Source organism: Pseudomonas weihenstephanensis, from assembly GCF_016812185.1.
Classification (GTDB): domain Bacteria; phylum Pseudomonadota; class Gammaproteobacteria; order Pseudomonadales; family Pseudomonadaceae; genus Aquipseudomonas; species Aquipseudomonas weihenstephanensis.
In genome coordinates this window covers 752,114-770,691 of record NZ_JAAEBV010000001.1, presented here as the reverse complement: position 1 = coordinate 770,691, position 18,578 = coordinate 752,114, and the positions used below count along the sequence as shown (strand labels likewise).

General features: G+C 56.9%; 16 protein-coding genes. 9 read left to right on the top strand and 7 right to left on the bottom strand.

Annotated features, from left to right (window positions below; genetic code table 11):
- Positions 1-84: 84 nt before the first annotated feature.
- A complete protein-coding gene (locus GYN01_RS03305; RefSeq protein ID WP_203306586.1) occupies positions 85-837 on the top strand; it encodes a sulfite exporter TauE/SafE family protein in 753 nt (250 codons plus the stop codon).
- Here the strand turns inward: GYN01_RS03305 and GYN01_RS03300 are convergent.
- Positions 827-1,684: a LysR family transcriptional regulator gene (locus GYN01_RS03300; RefSeq protein ID WP_048362980.1), complete on the bottom strand. Its 858-nt coding sequence runs from the start codon at positions 1,682-1,684 to the stop codon at positions 827-829. The two genes, GYN01_RS03305 and GYN01_RS03300, sit on opposite strands and share 11 nt — an antisense overlap.
- Positions 1,685-1,780: 96 nt before the next feature.
- Here GYN01_RS03300 and GYN01_RS03295 point away from each other — a divergent pair, with 96 nt between their 5' ends.
- Positions 1,781-1,960, top strand: a complete 180-nt coding sequence (locus GYN01_RS03295) for a DUF1127 domain-containing protein (RefSeq protein ID WP_048362981.1) — start codon at positions 1,781-1,783, stop codon at positions 1,958-1,960.
- Positions 1,961-2,033: 73 nt separating this feature from the next.
- Here GYN01_RS03295 and GYN01_RS03290 read toward each other — a convergent pair whose 3' ends face one another.
- Complete coding sequence (locus GYN01_RS03290; RefSeq protein ID WP_048398680.1) at positions 2,034-3,380, bottom strand: class II 3-deoxy-7-phosphoheptulonate synthase; 1,347 nt, start codon at positions 3,378-3,380, stop codon at positions 2,034-2,036.
- Positions 3,381-3,540: 160 nt separating this feature from the next.
- Here GYN01_RS03290 and GYN01_RS03285 point away from each other — a divergent pair, with 160 nt between their 5' ends.
- Positions 3,541-4,296, top strand: coding sequence for a spermidine synthase (locus GYN01_RS03285; RefSeq protein ID WP_203306585.1), 756 nt, complete (start codon positions 3,541-3,543; stop codon positions 4,294-4,296).
- Between the two features lie 361 nt (positions 4,297-4,657).
- Positions 4,658-6,328: a DEAD/DEAH box helicase gene (locus GYN01_RS03280; protein ID WP_048362984.1), complete on the top strand. Its 1,671-nt coding sequence runs from the start codon at positions 4,658-4,660 to the stop codon at positions 6,326-6,328.
- Positions 6,329-6,482: 154 nt separating this feature from the next.
- Here the strand turns inward: GYN01_RS03280 and GYN01_RS03275 are convergent, their stop codons facing one another.
- Complete coding sequence (locus GYN01_RS03275) at positions 6,483-7,250, bottom strand: DODA-type extradiol aromatic ring-opening family dioxygenase (RefSeq protein WP_048398683.1); 768 nt, start codon at positions 7,248-7,250, stop codon at positions 6,483-6,485.
- Positions 7,251-7,351: 101 nt separating this feature from the next.
- Here GYN01_RS03275 and GYN01_RS03270 point away from each other — a divergent pair, with 101 nt between their 5' ends.
- Positions 7,352-8,011, top strand: a complete 660-nt coding sequence (locus tag GYN01_RS03270) for a thiopurine S-methyltransferase (RefSeq protein ID WP_048398685.1) — start codon at positions 7,352-7,354, stop codon at positions 8,009-8,011.
- A gap of 66 nt (positions 8,012-8,077) precedes the next feature.
- On the opposite strand, the gene htpX is transcribed toward GYN01_RS03270, so the two are convergent.
- Positions 8,078-8,965 carry a protease HtpX gene (gene htpX, locus GYN01_RS03265; protein ID WP_048362987.1) on the bottom strand — a complete coding sequence of 296 codons (888 nt, stop codon included), beginning with the start codon at positions 8,963-8,965 and terminating at the stop codon, positions 8,078-8,080.
- Positions 8,966-9,278: 313 nt separating this feature from the next.
- Positions 9,279-10,490: a pyridoxal phosphate-dependent aminotransferase gene (locus GYN01_RS03260; protein ID WP_048362988.1), complete on the bottom strand. Its 1,212-nt coding sequence runs from the start codon at positions 10,488-10,490 to the stop codon at positions 9,279-9,281.
- Positions 10,491-10,709: 219 nt separating this feature from the next.
- On the opposite strand from GYN01_RS03260, the gene msrB reads away from it, so the two are divergent.
- Positions 10,710-11,105 carry a peptide-methionine (R)-S-oxide reductase MsrB gene (gene msrB, locus GYN01_RS03255; RefSeq protein WP_048398693.1) on the top strand — a complete coding sequence of 132 codons (396 nt, stop codon included), beginning with the start codon at positions 10,710-10,712 and terminating at the stop codon, positions 11,103-11,105.
- Positions 11,106-11,130: 25 nt separating this feature from the next.
- The gene (locus GYN01_RS03250) at positions 11,131-11,631 is read left to right on the top strand and encodes a glutathione peroxidase (RefSeq protein WP_048398695.1); all 501 of its coding nucleotides are present in this window, start codon (positions 11,131-11,133) and stop codon (positions 11,629-11,631) included.
- Positions 11,632-11,702: 71 nt separating this feature from the next.
- Here the strand turns inward: GYN01_RS03250 and GYN01_RS03245 are convergent, their stop codons facing one another.
- On the bottom strand, positions 11,703-14,018 hold the full coding sequence (locus tag GYN01_RS03245; RefSeq protein ID WP_048398698.1) for a response regulator: 2,316 nt from the start codon (positions 14,016-14,018) through the stop codon (positions 11,703-11,705).
- A 168-nt stretch (positions 14,019-14,186) separates the two neighbouring features.
- Between GYN01_RS03245 and GYN01_RS03240 the strand changes: the two genes are divergently transcribed.
- Positions 14,187-15,080, top strand: a complete 894-nt coding sequence (locus tag GYN01_RS03240; RefSeq protein WP_203306584.1) for a DUF815 domain-containing protein — start codon at positions 14,187-14,189, stop codon at positions 15,078-15,080.
- Positions 15,073-15,555 (top strand): GAF domain-containing protein, encoded by a 483-nt coding sequence (locus GYN01_RS03235; protein WP_048362993.1) that lies wholly within the window; start codon positions 15,073-15,075, stop codon positions 15,553-15,555. The genes GYN01_RS03240 and GYN01_RS03235 overlap by 8 nt, the downstream gene beginning before the upstream one ends.
- A gap of 2 nt (positions 15,556-15,557) precedes the next feature.
- Here the strand turns inward: GYN01_RS03235 and GYN01_RS03230 are convergent, their stop codons facing one another.
- Entirely contained in the window at positions 15,558-18,512 is a 2,955-nt protein-coding gene (locus tag GYN01_RS03230; protein WP_048398704.1) for an HD domain-containing phosphohydrolase, read from the bottom strand.
- Between the last annotated feature and the right edge of the window lie 66 nt (positions 18,513-18,578).

The following is an 18,578-nucleotide window of genomic DNA, read 5'->3' as shown; positions in this document are numbered from 1 at the left end:
ATGAAATCGTGCGCAAGGCCCGGTTTTGAGCTTTGCCACAGGCGAGTGACTGGGTAGCATGGCGGCTCACCAAGAGGGCCAGTCATGCTGATCGATTTTGCAATGTATGCCGCGCTGGGGATTGCCTTGGGCGCGCTGGGCGGGTTGTTCGGCATTGGTGGCGGCTTGATCGCCATTCCGGTACTGGGCTTGTGGTTCGGGCTGGATCAACAGATGGCGCAGGGCACGGCCTTGGTGATGTCGGTGCCCAATGTGTTCGTGGCGCTGTACCGCTATAACCAGCGCAACCGTATCGATTGGCGCCAGGCATTGCCCTTGGTGGTGATGAGCTTTTGTTTTGCCTGGCTGGGCGCCATGCTCGCGGTCGGCCTGGACCCAAGCCTGATCCGCTGGGGGTTTGTCGGATTCTTGCTGACCATCACCCTCTATAACCTGATCAAACTTTATGGTGCTTCGGCGCAAGCCGCTGCAAACACTCGCTTCGGTTGGCCGTGGTATGGCGTGCTGGGCGCGCTGGCGGGGACGACAGGCGGACTGTTCGGTGTGGGCGGCGCTGTGGTGGCGGCCCCCGTACTGACCAGCGTCTTCGGCACTTCGCAAGTGATGGCTCAGGGGATGTCCCTGGCGCTGGCGGCGCCCAGTACCAGCGTCACGCTGCTCACCTATGCCGTGCACCATGAAGTGAACTGGCACATGGGGGTGCCGATGGCCATTGGTGGCCTGTTGAGTATCAGTTGGGGGGTCAAGGTGGCCCATGCGCTACCGGAGCGCGTATTGCGTGGCATGTACTGCGGCTTTTTGCTGATCTGTGCCGGGCTGCTGGCGATCAAGGCTTGAAGCCGTCGATGATGTACTGAGCAAAACACTCGATGATGGGGGAGGGCGTGGTGGTGGCCTTGCGCAGCAGCACGATACTGGCCGTAGGCAAGAGCGGCAGGTTTTCGGCTTCGCCCACGATACGCAGGTCGGGTGTCAACAGGCTTTCGAGCTGTGCAGTCACTGCAAGTCCTGTGCTCACGACTGCATTGATGGCTGCCAGGCTGGCGCTGGTGTAGGCAACGCGGTACTCGCGCTGTAATGCATCCAGTGCATTGCAGGCCCAGATCCGGCAAAAGCACTCGGTATTGAACATCGCCAGGGGCAAGGGCGTTTGCTCGTGCGGCGAGAAACCTTGAGCCACCATCCACACGAAGCGTTCCTGGCGCAAGATCTGGCCCCTTTCAGAGCCGGGTTTGCGGGTGACGATGGTCAGGTCCAGATCGTTACGCTGCAACAACTGCGCTGAAGGTTCGCAATGCACTTCGACATTGATCAGCGGATAGTCCTGGGCAAAGCGCGAAAGAATGCCGGGCAAAAAACGCATCACATAATCATCCGGCGAGCCGATTTTGATCATGCCCACCATCTGCGGCTGGCGCAGGGTATTGAACACCTCACTGTGTAATTTAAGAATGCGCCGCGCATAGCCCAGCAACACCTGCCCTTCGGCAGTGAGCACCACGTTGCGCCCCTCGCGCTGAAAGAGCGGGCATTGCAGCACGTCTTCCTCCAGCCGTTTCATTTGCATGCTCACCGCCGATTGAGTGCGGTTGACGGCTTCGGCTGCGCGGGTAAATCCACCGTGATCGGCGATGGCTGCGAACGTGCGCAGCAGGTCGGTGTCGATGCTCGGAAAGTCAGCCATTGATCAATCTCGTAAATGAATTGCATAAGAAGCATTCGTTGGATTGATCTTATGCCAGCGCGCAGACTTGAGTCATCCCCAAGGAGGATTTGAGCGATGAAAGGTCAGATACGTGCAGGCTGGTTTACGCGGGTGGTTCGCTGGCATCAACTGTCGCGCGAACGCGCACATTTAAGGCGGGTCAGTGATGCCACGCTGAAGGATTTGGGGTTGAGTCGGGCGGATATTGAAACCGAAAGTCACCGGCATTTTTGGGAAGACCCGTTCAACAAATGAGCCGCAACCCGTGTTGGCGATGGGGCAGGTTGCGATCCTTTTTAACAGCAAGAGATCGCAACTGCGTGCTCACTCAGCGCTTAACCTGCTTGAGCGTTTCGGCAATCAAAAACGCCAGTTCCAGCGACTGATCGGCATTCATGCGTGGGTCGCAGTGGGTGTGGTAGCGGTCCGACAAGCCATCTTCGGTAATCGGACGCGCGCCACCAATGCATTCAGTGACATTTTGTCCGGTCATTTCGATGTGAATGCCGCCTGCATAGCTGCCCTCGGCCTCATGCACCTGGAAGAACTGCTTCACCTCGCCGAGGATCTGCGCGAAGTCGCGGGTCTTGTAACCGCTGCTGGCCTTGATCGTGTTGGCGTGCATCGGGTCACAGCTCCAGAGCACCTGCTTGCCTTCGCCTTCGACCGCGCGGATCAGGCTTGGCAGGTGATCGCCCACCTTATTGGCGCCCATGCGCACGATCAAGTTGAGGCGGCCTGGGTCGTTGTCCGGGTTGAGGATATCGATCAGGCGGATCAGGTCTTGGGTGTTCATGCTCGGGCCAACCTTGACCCCAATCGGATTATTGACCCCGCGCAGGAACTCGACATGTGCGCCGTCGAGCTGGCGCGTGCGATCGCCGATCCACAGCATGTGGGCCGAGCAATCGTAATAATCGTTGGTCAGGCTGTCGCGACGCACGAACGCTTCTTCGTAGTTCAACAGCAGCGCTTCGTGAGCCGTGAAGAAGCTGGTCTCGCGCAACTGCGGCGAGCTGTCCATGCCGCAGGCACGCATAAAGGCCAAGGTTTCGTCGATGCGGCTGGCCAACTGGCTGTATTTATCCGCCAGTGCCGAGTTGGCGATGAAGTCCAGGTTCCATTTGTGAACCTGATGCAGGTCGGCAAAGCCGCCCTGGGCAAAGGCGCGCAGCAGGTTCAGGGTCGCCGTTGACTGGTTATAGGCTTGCACCAGACGATCGGGGTCCGGCACGCGGCTTTTTTCATCGAAGCCGATGCCGTTAACTATGTCGCCCCGGTACGCTGGCAGGGTTACGCCATTGATCGTTTCATCGTTGGCCGAACGCGGCTTGGCGAATTGCCCGGCCATGCGCCCGACCTTGACCACCGGGCAACCTGCGGCGAAGGTCATGACGATTGCCATTTGCAGCAACACTTTGAACGTGTCGCGAATTTTGGCGGCGGAAAACTCGGCAAAGCTTTCAGCGCAATCGCCGCCCTGCAACAGAAACGCCCGACCTTGTGTGACCTCGGCAAACTGACGGCGTAATTCGCGAGCCTCGCCCGCAAAGACCAGTGGCGGGTAACTCGCCAGGCTCTGCTCGACACGCAGTACGTGCGCGGCATCAGGGTAGTGCGGTTGTTGCTGGATTGGCAGGGCGCGCCAGCTGTCGGGGGTCCAGGGTTGGCTCATCGCAGACTCTAGTGTCAAGGGGAGATGGCGCATGTTATCAGCAATTAGTGCGTGACCTGTTGCGTGGCAATGGCCGACAATCGCGCCTTTCTGCTCGGCGCCGAGTGGTGTTTTTTTAGAGCGATGCCCGGGTTGTGCCGGGTCGCGGCAAGGAGAGGAAATGTCTGAGGAGCGCGTTGAGCGTCTGCTCGCTGAGGTTCATGATGACTTCGGCCTGATTCGAGTACTTGAAGTTGAAGACTACCGCTTCCTCGAATTTGGCGATGCGATCGAGCAAAGTTGCGTGTTCACCGCTGATCCCAGCTGGCTGGAATACGACTACACCCGCGCCATGCTGATTGGCGCGCTGTGCCATGAAACCCCCGAAAGCGCCTTGTTTCTAGGTTTGGGCGCCGGAACCCTGACCCAGGCCTGCCTGAAGTTTTTGCCCCTTGAGGATGTCGAAGCCATTGAGTTGCGCCCGGATGTTCCGCGTCTGGCCATCGAGTACCTTGGGCTGGACGATGACCCGCGCTTGTACATTCGCATCGGCGATGCGCAAGAGTTGCTGGAAAGTGCGGAGTCGGCGGACCTGATTTTTGTCGACCTGTACAACGACTTGGGGCCTGCGCCTGCTCATCTGGGTTGGAACTTTCTTGAAAGCTGCCAGAACAAGCTCAACCCCAACGGTTGGCTGATCATCAACCAGTGGGCCACGGATGATGGCAAGCCGCTGGGTGCAGCGCTGCTGCGCGGGTTATTCCATCGTCACTATTGGGAGCTGCCGGTGAAGGAGGGGAACGTCATTTTGATGGTGCCTGCCGATCTGGAACAAACGCTGGAGCTGCCGGCTTTGACGCTGCGTGCCGAGGGTCTGGCCTCGCGTTTGGGCTACTCGCTGGAGTCCTTGATCAAGGCCATTCGCCCCGCCACGTGAAGGGCGAAGGTGAAACGTTTTAGCCCGCGAGCGAGGGTTTGATCATTTTGCAGTGTGCAAAATATCGTCAAGGCCCGGTCTACAGAGGCGTTCAGCGCTTTTATCCTTAAAAAAACGCTTCTTTTTTTTGATAAATCCGGTATAGTGCGCGCCGGCCTTTAGCCGGGCCACGTTTAGGTGTCGCATTTCCCGAAGCACGCTTCGGCTGCTCGTCCGTTTCGCGGACAACCCTGAACGCTCCATTCATTTAAACGTTTTCGCAAATCCCCGCCGACAAAGCAGCCAGGGCGACTCTTGAGTCTTACACGGCATGCGCAGCTTTGGAGCATGGGTCTTTGCGGATGCACTTAGAGGCAGACCCATGACCCAGGAAACCGGCGGCTTCGCCGCTTTTAATCTTAATCCGAACATTCTTGCAGCCGTTGCAGCAACTGGCTACGAAGAACCTTCGGCTATTCAGCAGCAATCGATCCCGATCATCATGGCCGGTCACGACATGATTGGTCAGGCGCAAACCGGTACGGGTAAAACCGCCGCGTTCGCCCTGCCGATCCTGCACCGCATCGATCCTGCTAAGCGCGAGCCGCAAGCCCTGATCCTGGCGCCAACCCGTGAGTTGGCGCTGCAAGTAGCAACCGCTTTCGAAACCTACGCCAAGCAAATGCCGGGTGTAACTGTTGTGGCCGTTTACGGCGGCGCGCCTATGGGCCCACAACTGAAAGCAATCCGTAATGGCGCACAAATCGTTGTCGCCACCCCGGGCCGTCTGTGCGACCACTTGCGTCGTGACGAAAAAGTACTGGCGACCGTGAACCACCTGGTTCTCGACGAAGCTGACGAAATGCTCAAGCTGGGCTTCATGGATGACCTTGAAGTGATCTTCAAGGCCTTGCCAGCGACTCGCCAGACCGTATTGTTCTCGGCGACCTTGCCGCAGTCGATCCGTGCCATTGCTGAGCGCCACCTGCGCGACCCGCAACACGTGAAGATTCAGACCAAGACTCAGACCGTTACCGCGATCGAACAGGCTCACCTGTTGGTTCACGCTGACCAGAAGACCTCGGCTGTATTGAGCCTGCTGGAAGTTGAAGATTTCGACGCCCTGATCATGTTCGTGCGCACCAAGCAAGCGACCCTGGACCTGGCCAGTGCCCTGGAAGCCAAAGGCTATAAAGCTGCTGCGCTGAACGGTGACATTGCTCAGAACCAGCGTGAGCGCGTTATCGAATCCCTCAAAGATGGCCGTCTGGACATCGTTGTGGCGACCGACGTAGCGGCACGTGGTCTTGACGTTCCACGTATCACCCACGTGTTCAACGTTGACATGCCTTACGATCCAGAGTCCTACGTTCACCGTATCGGCCGTACTGGCCGTGCCGGTCGCGAAGGTCGCGCCCTGTTGCTGGTTACGCCGCGTGAGCGTCGCATGCTGCAAGTGATCGAGCGTGTAACCGGTCAAAAGGTTGCTGAAGTCCGCCTGCCGGATGCCCAAGCTGTTCTCGATGCTCGCATCAAGAAACTGACCAACAGCCTGACGCCGCTGGTGGCTGACGCTGAATCGACTCACGGTGATCTGCTGGATCGCCTGATTGCCGATATCGGTTGCAGCCCACGTGCATTGGCCGCAGCGCTGTTGCGCAAAGCCACCAATGGTCAGGCGCTGACCTTGGCTGCGATCGAGCGTGATCGCCCACTGGTGCCTAACAGTGCACCGCGTGAGCGTTCCGAGCGTTCGGGTGACCGTCCGGACCGTGGTGATCGTGAGCGTCGCGCTCCGGTGGCATTGGCCGAAGGCCGTGCTCGTTGCCGTACCGCGCTGGGCGCGCGTGATGGCATCGCTGCCAAGAACCTGCTGGGCGCTATCCTCAACGAGGGTGGTCTGGCACGTGAAGCCATCGGTCGCATTCAAGTGCGTGATAGCTTCAGCCTGGTAGAACTGCCGGAAGATGGCCTGGAAAAACTGCTGGCCAAGCTCAAAGATACTCGCGTTGCAGGCAAGCAGCTCAAGCTGCGTCGCTATCGCGAAGATTAATCACTGTTGCAGTGATTGATCGCTAAAAAAATCCCCGACTGGTTCGGGGATTTTTTTTGCCTGCCTTTTTTGGGGACTGCCCGTAGAGGCAGCCAAGGCACGCAAGCTGAGCCGGTTCTTTGCTCAATCGGATCGCGTTGTAGCGATTGCAGGTTCACCCGAACCGATAGATGTCCATCCCCAGAGCGCCCATCGTCCAGCCCTCGTGTTCAATACGAGGAGCACCCCCGGCACCGCGAGCGAAATAAAGCGGCAGCAAGTGCTCGTCACTCGGGTGGCTGCGTACGGCACTTGGCGCCTGGCGGCGATAGTCGTGCAGCGCTGCCTCGTCATCATGGGTGAGCTTTTCAATCATCCAGTCACGAAAATCTTTGGCCCAAGTCTCGATGTTCTCTGGCCCCGCACGCCAGTCAAGCTCACGCAAGTTGTGGGTAATGCTGCCAGAACCGATCAGCAAAATGCCTTCTTCACGCAAACTCGCCAAAGCGCGACCGATTTGTGTCTGATAAGCCGGGCCTTTGTGGCTGGGCAGTGAAACTTGTACAACCGGAATATCCGCTGCCGGGTACATCAATGACAGCGGCACCCAGGTGCCGTGATCGAAAGGGCGTTTGGCGTCGAGTTGTGCGGGTAGGCCGCCGTCTTGCAGCATTTGAGCAATGCGCGCCGCCAGGGCAGGCTCGCCCGGCGTGGGGTATTGCACGGCAAACAACGCAGGAGGGAAACCGCCAAAATCGTGCCACGTTTCAGGCGCTGCGGCGCTGCTAACGCGCAGTTCGGGGCTTTCCCAATGGGCAGACATCACTACAATTGCTTTAGGTCGTGGCAATTCACTGGCCAGGCGAGTCAGGGCGGGGCCACTGGCGCCTGGCTCGAGTGCCAGCATCGGCGAGCCATGGGAGATAAAAAGACTGGGGAGCATGGCGTTATGTCTCAAGGTTAAGATGCGTCATCTTCATCCTGATCATTGATCTAAATCCAATATAAGTTTTAGTACTTATCTATCGAATTTAAAGGTGAATCATGCAGCCTGAGTTTTGGCACGACCGGTGGAAGAACAATCAGATTGGCTTTCACCTGGACCACGTCAACCCGTATTTGGCGCGATATTGGCCAGCCTTGGGGTTAGAGGCCGGTGCGCGTGTGCTGGTGCCATTGTGTGGGAAAAGTCTGGATATCACCTGGCTGGCCGCTAACGGTTACCACGTGTTGGGTGTCGAGTTGTCTGAGGCTGCTGTAGAGCGCTATTTCAGCGAGCATAACCTCAAACCCGACATTACCCGGCGTGGCGCGTTGAGCGTCTATGAGGCAGGGCCTGTGACGCTCATGTGTGGTGATGTGTTTGCGATCAGCGCAGACGATGTGGCGACGTGTCAGGGGTTATATGACCGTGCGGCAATCATCGCCTTACCGCCTGAGATGCGAGCAAATTACGTGACCCACTTGACGAACGTTTTGCCGCGCGATTGCAAGGGCCTGTTGATTACCCTCGACTACGATCAATCCGAAATGCAGGGGCCGCCATTCTCAGTGCCGGATACAGAGATTCAGCGCCTGCTGACCCCAGAGTGGTCACTGGAGGTGCTGGAGCAATCCGACATTCTGGACAAGAGCTGGAACTTTCTGAATAAGGGCGCCACTCGTTTGGTAGAGCGCGCGTATCGCTTGCAAAAAAACGTCTAAGCCCGCTGCGGCGAACATGAAAAAGGGCGACCGAAGTCGCCCTTTTATTGTGCCTGTGCCGTCAGGTTAGCCGCGACGACGCAATGCATCGATACGTTCTTCCAGTGGCGGGTGGCTCATGAACATGCGCGCCAGGCCCTGCTTGATACCGCCATTGATACCAAAGGCGGCCAAGGTGTCAGGCATATGCACCGGCAGGCCCTGTTCGGAGCGCAGACGTTGCAGGGCGCTGATCATGGCGGCGGTACCCGCCAGATGAGCACCGGCTTCATCTGCCCGGAACTCACGTTTGCGCGAGAACCACATCACGATGGCGCTGGCCAGGAAGCCCAGTACCAACTCGGCAAAAATGGTCGCAACGTAATAGGCAATGCCTCGGCCTTCATCGTTCTTGAAAATCACTTTGTCGACAAAGTTGCCGATAATGCGTGCAAAGAACATGACGAAGGTGTTCACCACGCCCTGAACCAGTGCCAGGGTGACCATGTCACCGTTGGCCACATGGCCGATTTCGTGAGCCAGCACGGCTTTCACTTCATCGGGCGAGAAACGCTCCAAAAGCCCTTGGCTAACAGCCACCAGGGCATCGTTCTTGTTCCAGCCGGTTGCAAAAGCATTGGCCTCATAAGCCGGGAAGATCCCGACCTCGGGCATTTTGATCCCGGCCTCCCGAGACAATTGCTCAACGGTTTGCATCAGCCATTGTTCATGACGAGTACGAGGTTGAGTAATCACCTGGGTGCTTGTGCTCATTTTCGCCATCCATTTGGAGATGAACAGCGAGAACAGAGACCCTGCGAAACCAAAGACTGCACAGAAAACCAACAGCTGACTGAGGTTCAGATCAACCCCGTTGGCCGCCATGAACCCGTTAAAGCCGAACAGGCTCAGGGTGATGCTGGCAATCAGCACGACCGCCAGGTTAGTGGCCAAAAACAGCAAAATGCGCATCATGGTTGTAAGAATCTCCTCGTCTTTAGGTATTGCCGCATGCGGGGTATATAAGGTGCTGTTACAGGCTATTCAACCAAGTGACTATTTCAAACTGTGTCCTACAGCGTGATTCTAGTTGCAAGAGAGCCATTTCCTAATACGGATTGACTTTTTTTAGGCTCAAAAATTCCCACAAAACCCAGTGGATACGAGGCTTAAGGATTTTTTAAGGCGTATTCAGGCGCGAAAAGGCCCGGAGGGCACAGTAAGTGAAGAATGTTTCATTAGACACATGCTGTGCGACATTTGATGCGTCGCACAGCATGTAGAGAAATTACTGACGGTAGGTTTTCAGGAAGTTACCGATTCTGCCGATCGCCTGATCCAGTTCGTCCACGCGTGGCAGTGTTACCACACGAAAGTGATCTGGCCACGGCCAGTTGAACGCCGTGCCTTGCACCACCAGCAGTTTTTCCGACAGCAGCAAGTCGAGCACGAATTTCTCGTCGTTAAGAATCGGGCAGACTTTTGGATCAATGCGCGGGAAGGCATACAGCGCGCCCATCGGTTTTACGCAACTGACGCCCGGAATGTCATTGAGCAACTCCCAGGTGCGGTTACGTTGCTCCAGCAAGCGGCCGTTGGGTAGCACCAGGTCATTGATGCTCTGGTAGCCACCGAGCGCGGTCTGGATGGCATGCTGGCTAGGCACGTTGGCGCACAGGCGCATGTTGGCCAGCATGTCGATGCCTTCAATGTAGCTTTGGGCATTGTGCTTGGGACCGGAGATGGCGATCCAGCCGGAACGGAAACCTGCCACCCGGTACGACTTGGAGAGGCCGTTAAAGGTCAGGCAGAGCACGTCCGGTGCCAGCGACGCAGTGCAGATGTGCACGGCATCGTCATACAGAATTTTGTCGTAGATCTCATCCGAGAACACCACCAGGTTGTGCTGGCGAGCGATTTGCAGCATGCCTTGCAGCAGTTCTTTGGAATACACCGCACCCGTTGGGTTGTTCGGGTTGATGATGACCATCGCTTTGGTGTTTGGGGTGATTTTGGCTTTGATATCGGCCAGGTCAGGGAACCAGTTGGCTTGCTCGTCACACAGGTAGTGCACCGGATGGCCACCTGCCAGCGTTACGGCTGCGGTCCATAGCGGGTAATCGGGTGCGGGCACCAGCACTTCATCGCCATTGTTGAGCAACGCTTGCAGCGACATCACGATGAGTTCGGAGACGCCATTACCCAGGTAGATGTCTTCAATGCCCACGCCTTCTACCTGCTTTTGCTGGTAGTACTGCATCACGGCTTTGCGAGCGCTGAACAGGCCCTTGGAGTCGCTGTAGCCCTGAGCGGTAGGCAAATTGCGGATCACGTCCTGAAGGATTTCGTCCGGCGCTTCAAAACCAAATGGCGCCGGGTTGCCGATATTCAGCTTGAGGATGCGGTGGCCTTCCTCTTCCAGACGTTTGGCGTGCTTGAGCACTGGGCCGCGAATGTCATAACAGACGTTGGCGAGCTTGTTTGATTTGCTGACCTGCATGGCGATGTGATCCCGAAAATGAACGATCCAGCCAGGACGTGACGCCTGCACTGGGAAATTCTGTGTCTTCACACAGCGGCAACCCGCTTTGCTTCAAGAATCCGTTTGAATGCACATAACGCGGGTGCCAGACTGGCGCTTAACGAGGCGCAATCATACGTGCCACCCGACCCCTGGAAAAGCCACTGGTCGGGGTTTTTCAGTGACAGGGGCTTAAGCATGCAAAAGTTGGAAAAAACACTGGACGAGTGGAAGGCCATGCTCGACCCACAGCAATACAACGTGTGCCGCCTCAAGGGCACCGAGCGGCCATTCTCCGGCAAGTACAACGCCACCAAAACGGACGGTGTTTATCATTGCATTTGTTGTAATGAGCCGTTGTTCGACTCTGCGGCCAAGTTTGACTCAGGCTGTGGTTGGCCAAGTTTTTATCAACCCATTGGCGAGAGTGCGATGGTCGAGATTCGTGATGTGAGCCACGGCATGGTCCGCACTGAAGTGACGTGTGCCAAATGTGATGCGCATTTGGGCCACGTATTTCCTGACGGCCCGCCACCTACCGGTTTGCGTTATTGCATCAACTCGGTGTGCCTGGACTTCGTGGCGCGCGACTGAACTTCACGTTATCGAGGGTGGCGTCATGACTGACAACCTGTTGAACATTGCTTGCACCACACTGAGCGGTGAGCAAAAGACCTTGGCCGACTTCGGGGGCAAAGCCGTGTTGGTGGTTAATACCGCGAGCAACTGCGGGTTTACCTCACAGTACAAAGGGCTGGAAGCGCTGTGGCAGCAGTACAAGGATCAAGGTTTGGTCATTCTGGGGTTTCCCTGCAACCAGTTCAGGCAACAGGAACCCGGGGATGAAGCGGCAATCTTGCAATTTTGCGAGGTGAACTTTGGCGTGAGCTTCCCGTTGTTCAAGAAAGTCGAAGTGAATGGCCCTCAGGCGCACCCTCTCTTTACTGCCCTCAAACAGCGCGCCCCTGGACTGTTGGGGTCCACAGGCATCAAGTGGAACTTCACCAAGTTTTTGATCAGTGAGCACGGTCGCAGTATCAAACGCTATGCCCCTGCGACGAAACCCGATGCCTTGAAAGCTGACATCGAAGCACTGCTGCGTGTGCAGGCGCGGCCCTAAAGGCGATGGCTGAGGTGTTTATGTACGAGCGTTAGCCACGCTTCTCATTCGTTCGCAGCTACGCCCTCTGCCTAAGGCTTGAGCGGCACCCACGTATCGAGCAGCGCTTGCAACTCTTCACGCCGGAACGGCTTGGACAGGTAGTCATTCATGCCTGCCGTGCGGCAACGTTCACGCTCCTCAGGCATGGAATTGGCTGTCAGAGCAACTATCGGCAGGTCTGGCCACAGTCCGCTTTGGCGTATTTGCCGACTGGCCTCATAGCCATCCATAACGGGCATGTTGCAGTCCATCAGCACCAGATCAAAACGGTTCTGCGCTAACTGCCTCAAGGCTTCCCCGCCGTGGGCAGCAACCACTACTTCGCAGCCCAGTTTGCTCAGCATGCCTTTGGCGACCAGCTGGTTAACCGGGTTGTCTTCCACCAATAGAATGTGTGCCCGGTGCGGGGTGGGCAGGTGGTGGGTCGGTGCACGCAAGGTCTCGTCATCGTCTTTTTGCAATAAGTGCTGCAAGGTTTGATAGAGCGCTTTACGCGAAAGGGGCCGGGCTTTCTGCTGGAGCGGCGCCAGCGCATTGACCTGATCGCTCGGCATGAAATTGCCATAGGCGGTGACCAGTAAGATCGGTGTGCTGATCGCCGGGCGTAAGCCAAACAGGCATTCGGGGCAGTCCGTGATCAACAAGTCAGGATTGACCTTGGCCAAGGAGTCGTCGATCGAAAAGCGCTGAAATTTCAGGCCCCAGATCGGCAATAGGCTGCTCAGTAACTCTGCCAGGCCACTGCTCGCGGTTGTGACCGCAATCACATTACCCAAAAGGGGTTTGGGCGTAATCGCCTCTGTGTGGCAGGGCAGGGGCAGTTCAGCGCAGAACTGACTGCCAAAACCCACTTCGGAGCTGATGGTCAAGCGCCCTTGCATGACTTCACACAGGCTGTTGGTCAATGCCAGGCCCAAGCCTGTGCCGCCGTACTGGCGAGTGATACCGGCGCCCGCTTGGGTAAAAGGTTGAAAGATTCTGGCCTGTGCCTCTTGAGCAATCCCAATCCCTGTGTCGCAGACCTCGATACGCACGCGATCATGCTGTGCGCTCAGGCGCACATCCACCCGCCCGAACCGGGTGAACTTCAGGGCGTTGGATAACAAGTTGCTGACGATCTGACGCACCCGCGTCGGATCGCCCAATACCAGCGCCGGGAACTGCGGGTCGATCAGGCACGTTAGCTCGACGCTGGGCGCAGCGTTCTGCGACAGCAGGTTGGCGGTGTCCTCAACCAGCGTCCCAAGATCGAACGCAATGTGCTCCAGTTCCAATTGCCCGGCGTCGAATTTGGACAGGTCGAGAATATCGTTGAGCAGCTCGACCAGCACTTTGCCCGAATCATGGGCAATCGACAGTTGCTGGTGTTGTTCAGCATTGAGCGGGCTGTCCAGGGTCAGGGCGAGCATGCCCAACAACCCATTGAGAGGGGTGCGTATTTCGTGACTCATATTGGCCAAAAAGGCGGAGCGTGCCTGGGCCATTTCCAGCGCCGTGCTACGGGCGGCTTCCAGTTCTTCATTGGACTGGCTGAGGCGGTCATTGATCGCTTTTAATTGCTGGGTGCGGGCAGACACAATGTGTTCCAGCTGCGCCAGGTATTCGTTCAGACGGTTTTCAGCGCTGCGCCGCTGTTCGATTTCACGCACCAGTGCATCAAACTGCTGATTGGCAACGTTGACCAACACCCCGATTTCATCGTCTTCGTGGCCGGGCGGGCAATGGATACGTGAAGGTTGAGGGTCGCCGGGTTTGCTGTTGCTCAGCTCACGGATCACCCGCACCAATGGCTGGGTCAGCATCACATAAAACAGGCCGAGTAAAATGCCTGACAGGATGAGGCTGCGGGCGAAGCCGCTGAGCAAGGTCACTTCGGCCCGGTGTAAAAAACGGCTGCCAAAAGGGTAGGTGTCTACCTCAAGGTGCAGCACGCCAACGCTTTGTTCCGGCATGTGATTGAAGTAGAGCCGGTCATCAAACGAACGATTGGCCCCGAACAGGAAGTCACTGAGTGCCCGGTAGCGCCCGGATTCGGGCTGATCCTGCACCGATGCCAGCACCGACTTATCGTTGTCGTTCAATTGCGCGCCGATGATTGCGGGCGAGCGCAACAGCCCCAGCACTAACTCTTGAGCCAGCTCAGAGTCCAGATTGTAGGCAATCCGTGAAGCCGGGTTATGGCTGATCTCAAGCAAGGAATAGATTTCACGATTGATGGCAGCGTTTTCGCTGGCATAATCGATGCCGATTTGCAGCAGGCTGAGCAGCGTTCCCAGTACAAAGCCGACCAGCACTGTCAGCCGTGCCTGCTTGAACGACAGGCGATGGGTGAGTTTTATGTCCATAAGGTGCTGCACCTGTTTCCATGTCCTGTCGGCTGGCAAGAGATTAACAGGTTAGCTGGCAGACTTTGCCCAGTTAACCGCTGGTAATTACGTATCCGCTAATCCGGGGATGGGCATCCGTGTCCACTCCATCAATGCGCTTTGTGTGTATCAGTCTGAGGAGATGTTGTGGATTCTAAACTGAATGCCTTTCTTGAGCGTGCTGACGCGGTGCTTGCGCGTATTGAACCGTTGCTGCCGGCGATCCGCCAACCGGTGGATTGGGATCGCTCACTCGCCGCACGCTGGCAGCGCGAAGGGCGTACGGGTTATTTGATGCCGCTGGATGTCAGCCTTCAGATGCGTCTTACCGACTTGATTGGCGTCGATCAGCAGCGCGATCAATTGGGCCGCAATACTAAACAATTTCTGGACGGTTTACCGGCCAACCATGCATTGCTTTGGGGGTCGCGCGGCACGGGTAAGTCCTCCTTGATTCGGGCGTTGCTGGCCGAATACGCCTCGCAGGGGTTGCGCCTGATTGAAATCGAGCGCGATCACCTCGCCGACCTGCCTCGCGTGGTTGAAGCCCTGCAAGGTCTGGAGCAACGTTTTGTACTGTTTTGTGATGACTTGTCTTTCGAGGCCGGCGAGGGCGATTACCGCGTGCTGAAAAGCGTGCTGGATGGCTCCCTTGAGCAAGCCCCGGAAAACGTTCTGTTGTATGCCACGTCTAACCGCCGGCATTTAGTGCCAGAAAAAGAAAGCGACAACGAAAACTGGAAGCACGTCGATGGTGAACTGCATCCCAGCGAAGCCGTGGAAGACAAGATTGCGTTGTCTGATCGATTTGGCCTGTGGCTGTCGTTTTACCCGTTTACGCAGGAACACTTTCTGAGCGTGGTTGAACACTGGATCGGCGTGTTGGCGGGCAAGGCCGGTTTGCAGTGGGAGCGCAATGAGGCGCTGGATATTTTGGCCGTGCGCTGGGCAACCGGGCGTGGCAATCGTAATGGACGCTGCGCTTACCAGTTCGCACGCTACTGGGTTGGATTGAAATTGTTGGAGCAACCGAATGATTGATTTGAACGCAACAGGTGATGGTTTGGACGGTTATGCCTTGTTGAAGGCGCAACTGGAGTCCTTGTTGGCTGATGAGCGTGACTTTATTGCCAATGCCGCACAGTTTTCGGCATTTTTGTATCACCAGCTCGACGATTTAAATTGGGCCGGGTTTTACCTCAATCGCAATGATGAGTTGGTACTGGGCCCTTTTCAGGGCCAGATCGCCTGTGTGCGCATCCCGTTTGGTCGGGGGGTGTGCGGAGCTGCGGCCGCAACCCGAGAGACCCAGCGGGTTGAGGATGTACACGCGTTTGCAGGGCATATTGCCTGCGACAGCGCGTCCAACAGTGAATTGGTGGTGCCTTTGATCAAGGACGGTCGTTTGATCGGTGTGCTGGATCTGGACAGTCCGAGCATCGGGCGTTTTTCAGCGCAGGATCAGCAAGGCATCGAAGCACTTGCGGCTATCTTTTTGCGTTTGAGCGATTGCTGAGCCTATGGGCCCAGCCCGGCCTTGCGTAGCAGCACGTCGACTTCCACGCTGTCGACCTGCTCAGGCGCCAGAAAGCGCTGGGCATACTGCATATAGATCTGCTCGTGCATAAACAGCGCGAACAATTGCGGGTCAATATGAGCATCGTGGCACATGGCTGCCATGATGCTCAGCGCTTCACTCAGGGTTTTACCGCGTTTGTACGGTCGATCGGACGCGGTTAACGCCTCAAAGATATCGGCAATCGCCATCATGCGTGCCGCCAGGCTCATCTCTTCGCGTTTCAGCCGTTTCGGATAACCGGTGCCGTCCATTTTTTCATGATGCCCGCCCGCTATTTCAGCAATGTTGCCCAAGTAGCTGGGGAAGGGCAGGTGCTTGAGCATGAGGATGGTTTGCACGATGTGGTTATTGATGATGTAACGCTCTTCGCGGGTCAGGGTGCCCCGAGTAATGCTCAGGTTGTACAGCTCGCCGCGATTGAACTTGTACGCAGGCACGTCCAGTTGAAAGCCCCATATATTGTCCGGCTCCATGCATTCGGCCTCGTTGCGTACGAACAGGTGTTCCGGCTTGTCGGCCAGCAGTGATTCGGTCACCGGTAACGCTTGCTCCGTTCGGGTTGCCTGGCGTTTGTTTTCTTCCCATGACACGCCCAGCCGATCATCCAGCGTGCGGGTCCAGGTGCGCAGGGCAATCGTCTTCAAGCGTTCCAGGTCGACCTCGGCCATGGCCTCGCTGCCCAGATTGCTGCGTGCAACAAAGGCAAAGTCATCGTCCAGTGCGCCCAGGCTGGCGTCACGGGCTTGAGCCAGTTGCTTCTCGTCTGCACCCAAAGCCTTGCCCTGCCAATAGCTGACCCAGGCATCGCGCTTGAGGACCTCGAAACGGGTGCGTATTTCGTGGATCCGGTCGTACAGGGTTTCAAGTTTGGTGGCTTTGTCGACCACGTATTCTGGCGTGGTGACCTTGCCGCAATCATGCAGCCAGGACGCGATGTGCAGCGCTTCCCACTCTTCATCGGTGGGTTGATAGTGCGCAAATGCGGTGTGTTGGCTGGCGGCAGCCGCCTGGGCCAGCATCAAGGTCAGGGCGGGCACGCGCTGGCAATGACTGCCGGTGTAAGGGCTTTTGGCGTCAATCGCCCCGGCCAGCAATTGGATGAAGGCGTCCAGCAGCTGCTTTTGTCGCGCTTGCAGGCGCTGGCTTTCAATAGAAACCGCCGCCGCGCCCGAGACGGCCTTGATGAAGGCAATACGGTCGGCGCGCAGGTGCTCCTGGTCTTCACGCGAGCCGCTGTTGTTGAGTAATAACACCAGGATGCCCACGGTCTCGCCATGACGGTTGTGCAGACGAATCCCGATCAGGTGCACGCTTTGGCTGTCGAACGCCTGCATCACGGGTTGCAAGTCACCGGCCTGTGCATGGCTGAGGGTGCACACCACGCTGTCGTTGCCTTCATGCAGCGTACGCAACCAGGGCGGATATTCGCGCTCCTGAGCATTCAGCGCGGGGTGAGTCAATGTGCTCAAGTCGCGAGGTTGATCGTTAATGATCAACCCTTTGAGGGCGAAATGAGGCCCCTCACTTTCGGTCAGATAAATCAGTCCAGCCTGCGCCTGGGCAATCTTCATGGTTTCGCGCACCACCGATTGCAGCAGCGGTTCGAAGCGGGTGTGCGCCGACAGGCTGGCGGTGATCTCAAAAAAACTGGCCAAGGTCTCTTTCATGCGGCGCATGGAGGCGGCCAACTGGTCGATTTCAAGCACCGGTGAGTGCTCAATCGCGGGGTAATTGAAGTCAAAACGGCGTATCGCTTCGGCTTCTTGCACCAGGGCACGCAGGGGTTTGACCAACAGCCGCGAGATTAACCAGCCTAAGGGCAGGCACAGCAGCAGGATCGCCAGTGTGACAATTGCGCCTTCCCAACGCAGTTGATAAGCATCGCCCAACAGTTCGTCTTCAGGAACCATCAGGGTCAGATACAAGCCGTTCAGTCCACCATCGGTCAGCCTGGCCTGTGAGACGATCCACTGGCGTTGGTCTGCCTGGAGGCGATGCTCGTGGTCGATGCCTTGGCGGGTTAAGGCCGCGAATGCGGGGCTAAGTTGCTCAACGCGGGACAGGTGAGTGGACTCAGGGTCGGCCAGTGACGGCTGGTAATCAGGGAAAGCAACGGCCTGGCCTGTGTCATCAAATAACGCGATTTCTGTACCGGGCGTAACCTTGTGCCGGGCCAGCGTGGTGGAAAGTTGAGAAAGCGTGAGGTCTGCTCCGATCACTGCTTTGGCCGAACTGCGACGGGATAATGTAGTGCCCACCTCGCGTGTCGAGAAAAACAGATAGGGGCTGGTGGTGAGTTGGTCGGTGATGCCCCGCGCCGGAATAAACCAGCTGCGGGCACGTGGGTCGTAGGTTTCATCGGCTTTATTGCGTTGTTCAAGCAGCGACAGGGACTCATCAAAAAACAGAATTTTCGACTCAACTGCGCTCAGTAGCCCCGACCGTTGAATGCTCCAGACCTGATACATGGCTTGTTGCGGTGCTTTCAGGCGGTTCTTGGTTGCTTGATTACGTAAAGGGCGAACCAGAAAGAAGTTCCCTTGGTTGTCCCCCAGATAAAGGGCGGCGAGTGCCGGGTTGTCATTGAGTGTTTGTACAAACGGTTTCAACAATGCCATCCGGCTTTCGAATTGATCGGTAGTGCCATCGGTACCGAGTGAAAGCAGGTTCAGCGCTTGGCGTATTGGCTGGTAGGTGTGCAGCAAGTCTTGCTGCACATCCTGTTCTATCTGGCTGAACACCTGTTGGCTGCTGTTGAGAATGATCCGGGTGGTTTGCACATAGTTAAAAACGCCCAAGGCCACACCCAGCAATACCAGCAACAGCGTGAACATCACGCTGATATGGACATGCAGCGGAAATTGGCGCTTTTTAGCTGACCCAGTTTTGGGCATACAAGGTGTCCCCGCAGATAGGAGTGCGCTGGTCCCTGTAAGCATAGTTAGGCCAGGCTCACGAGC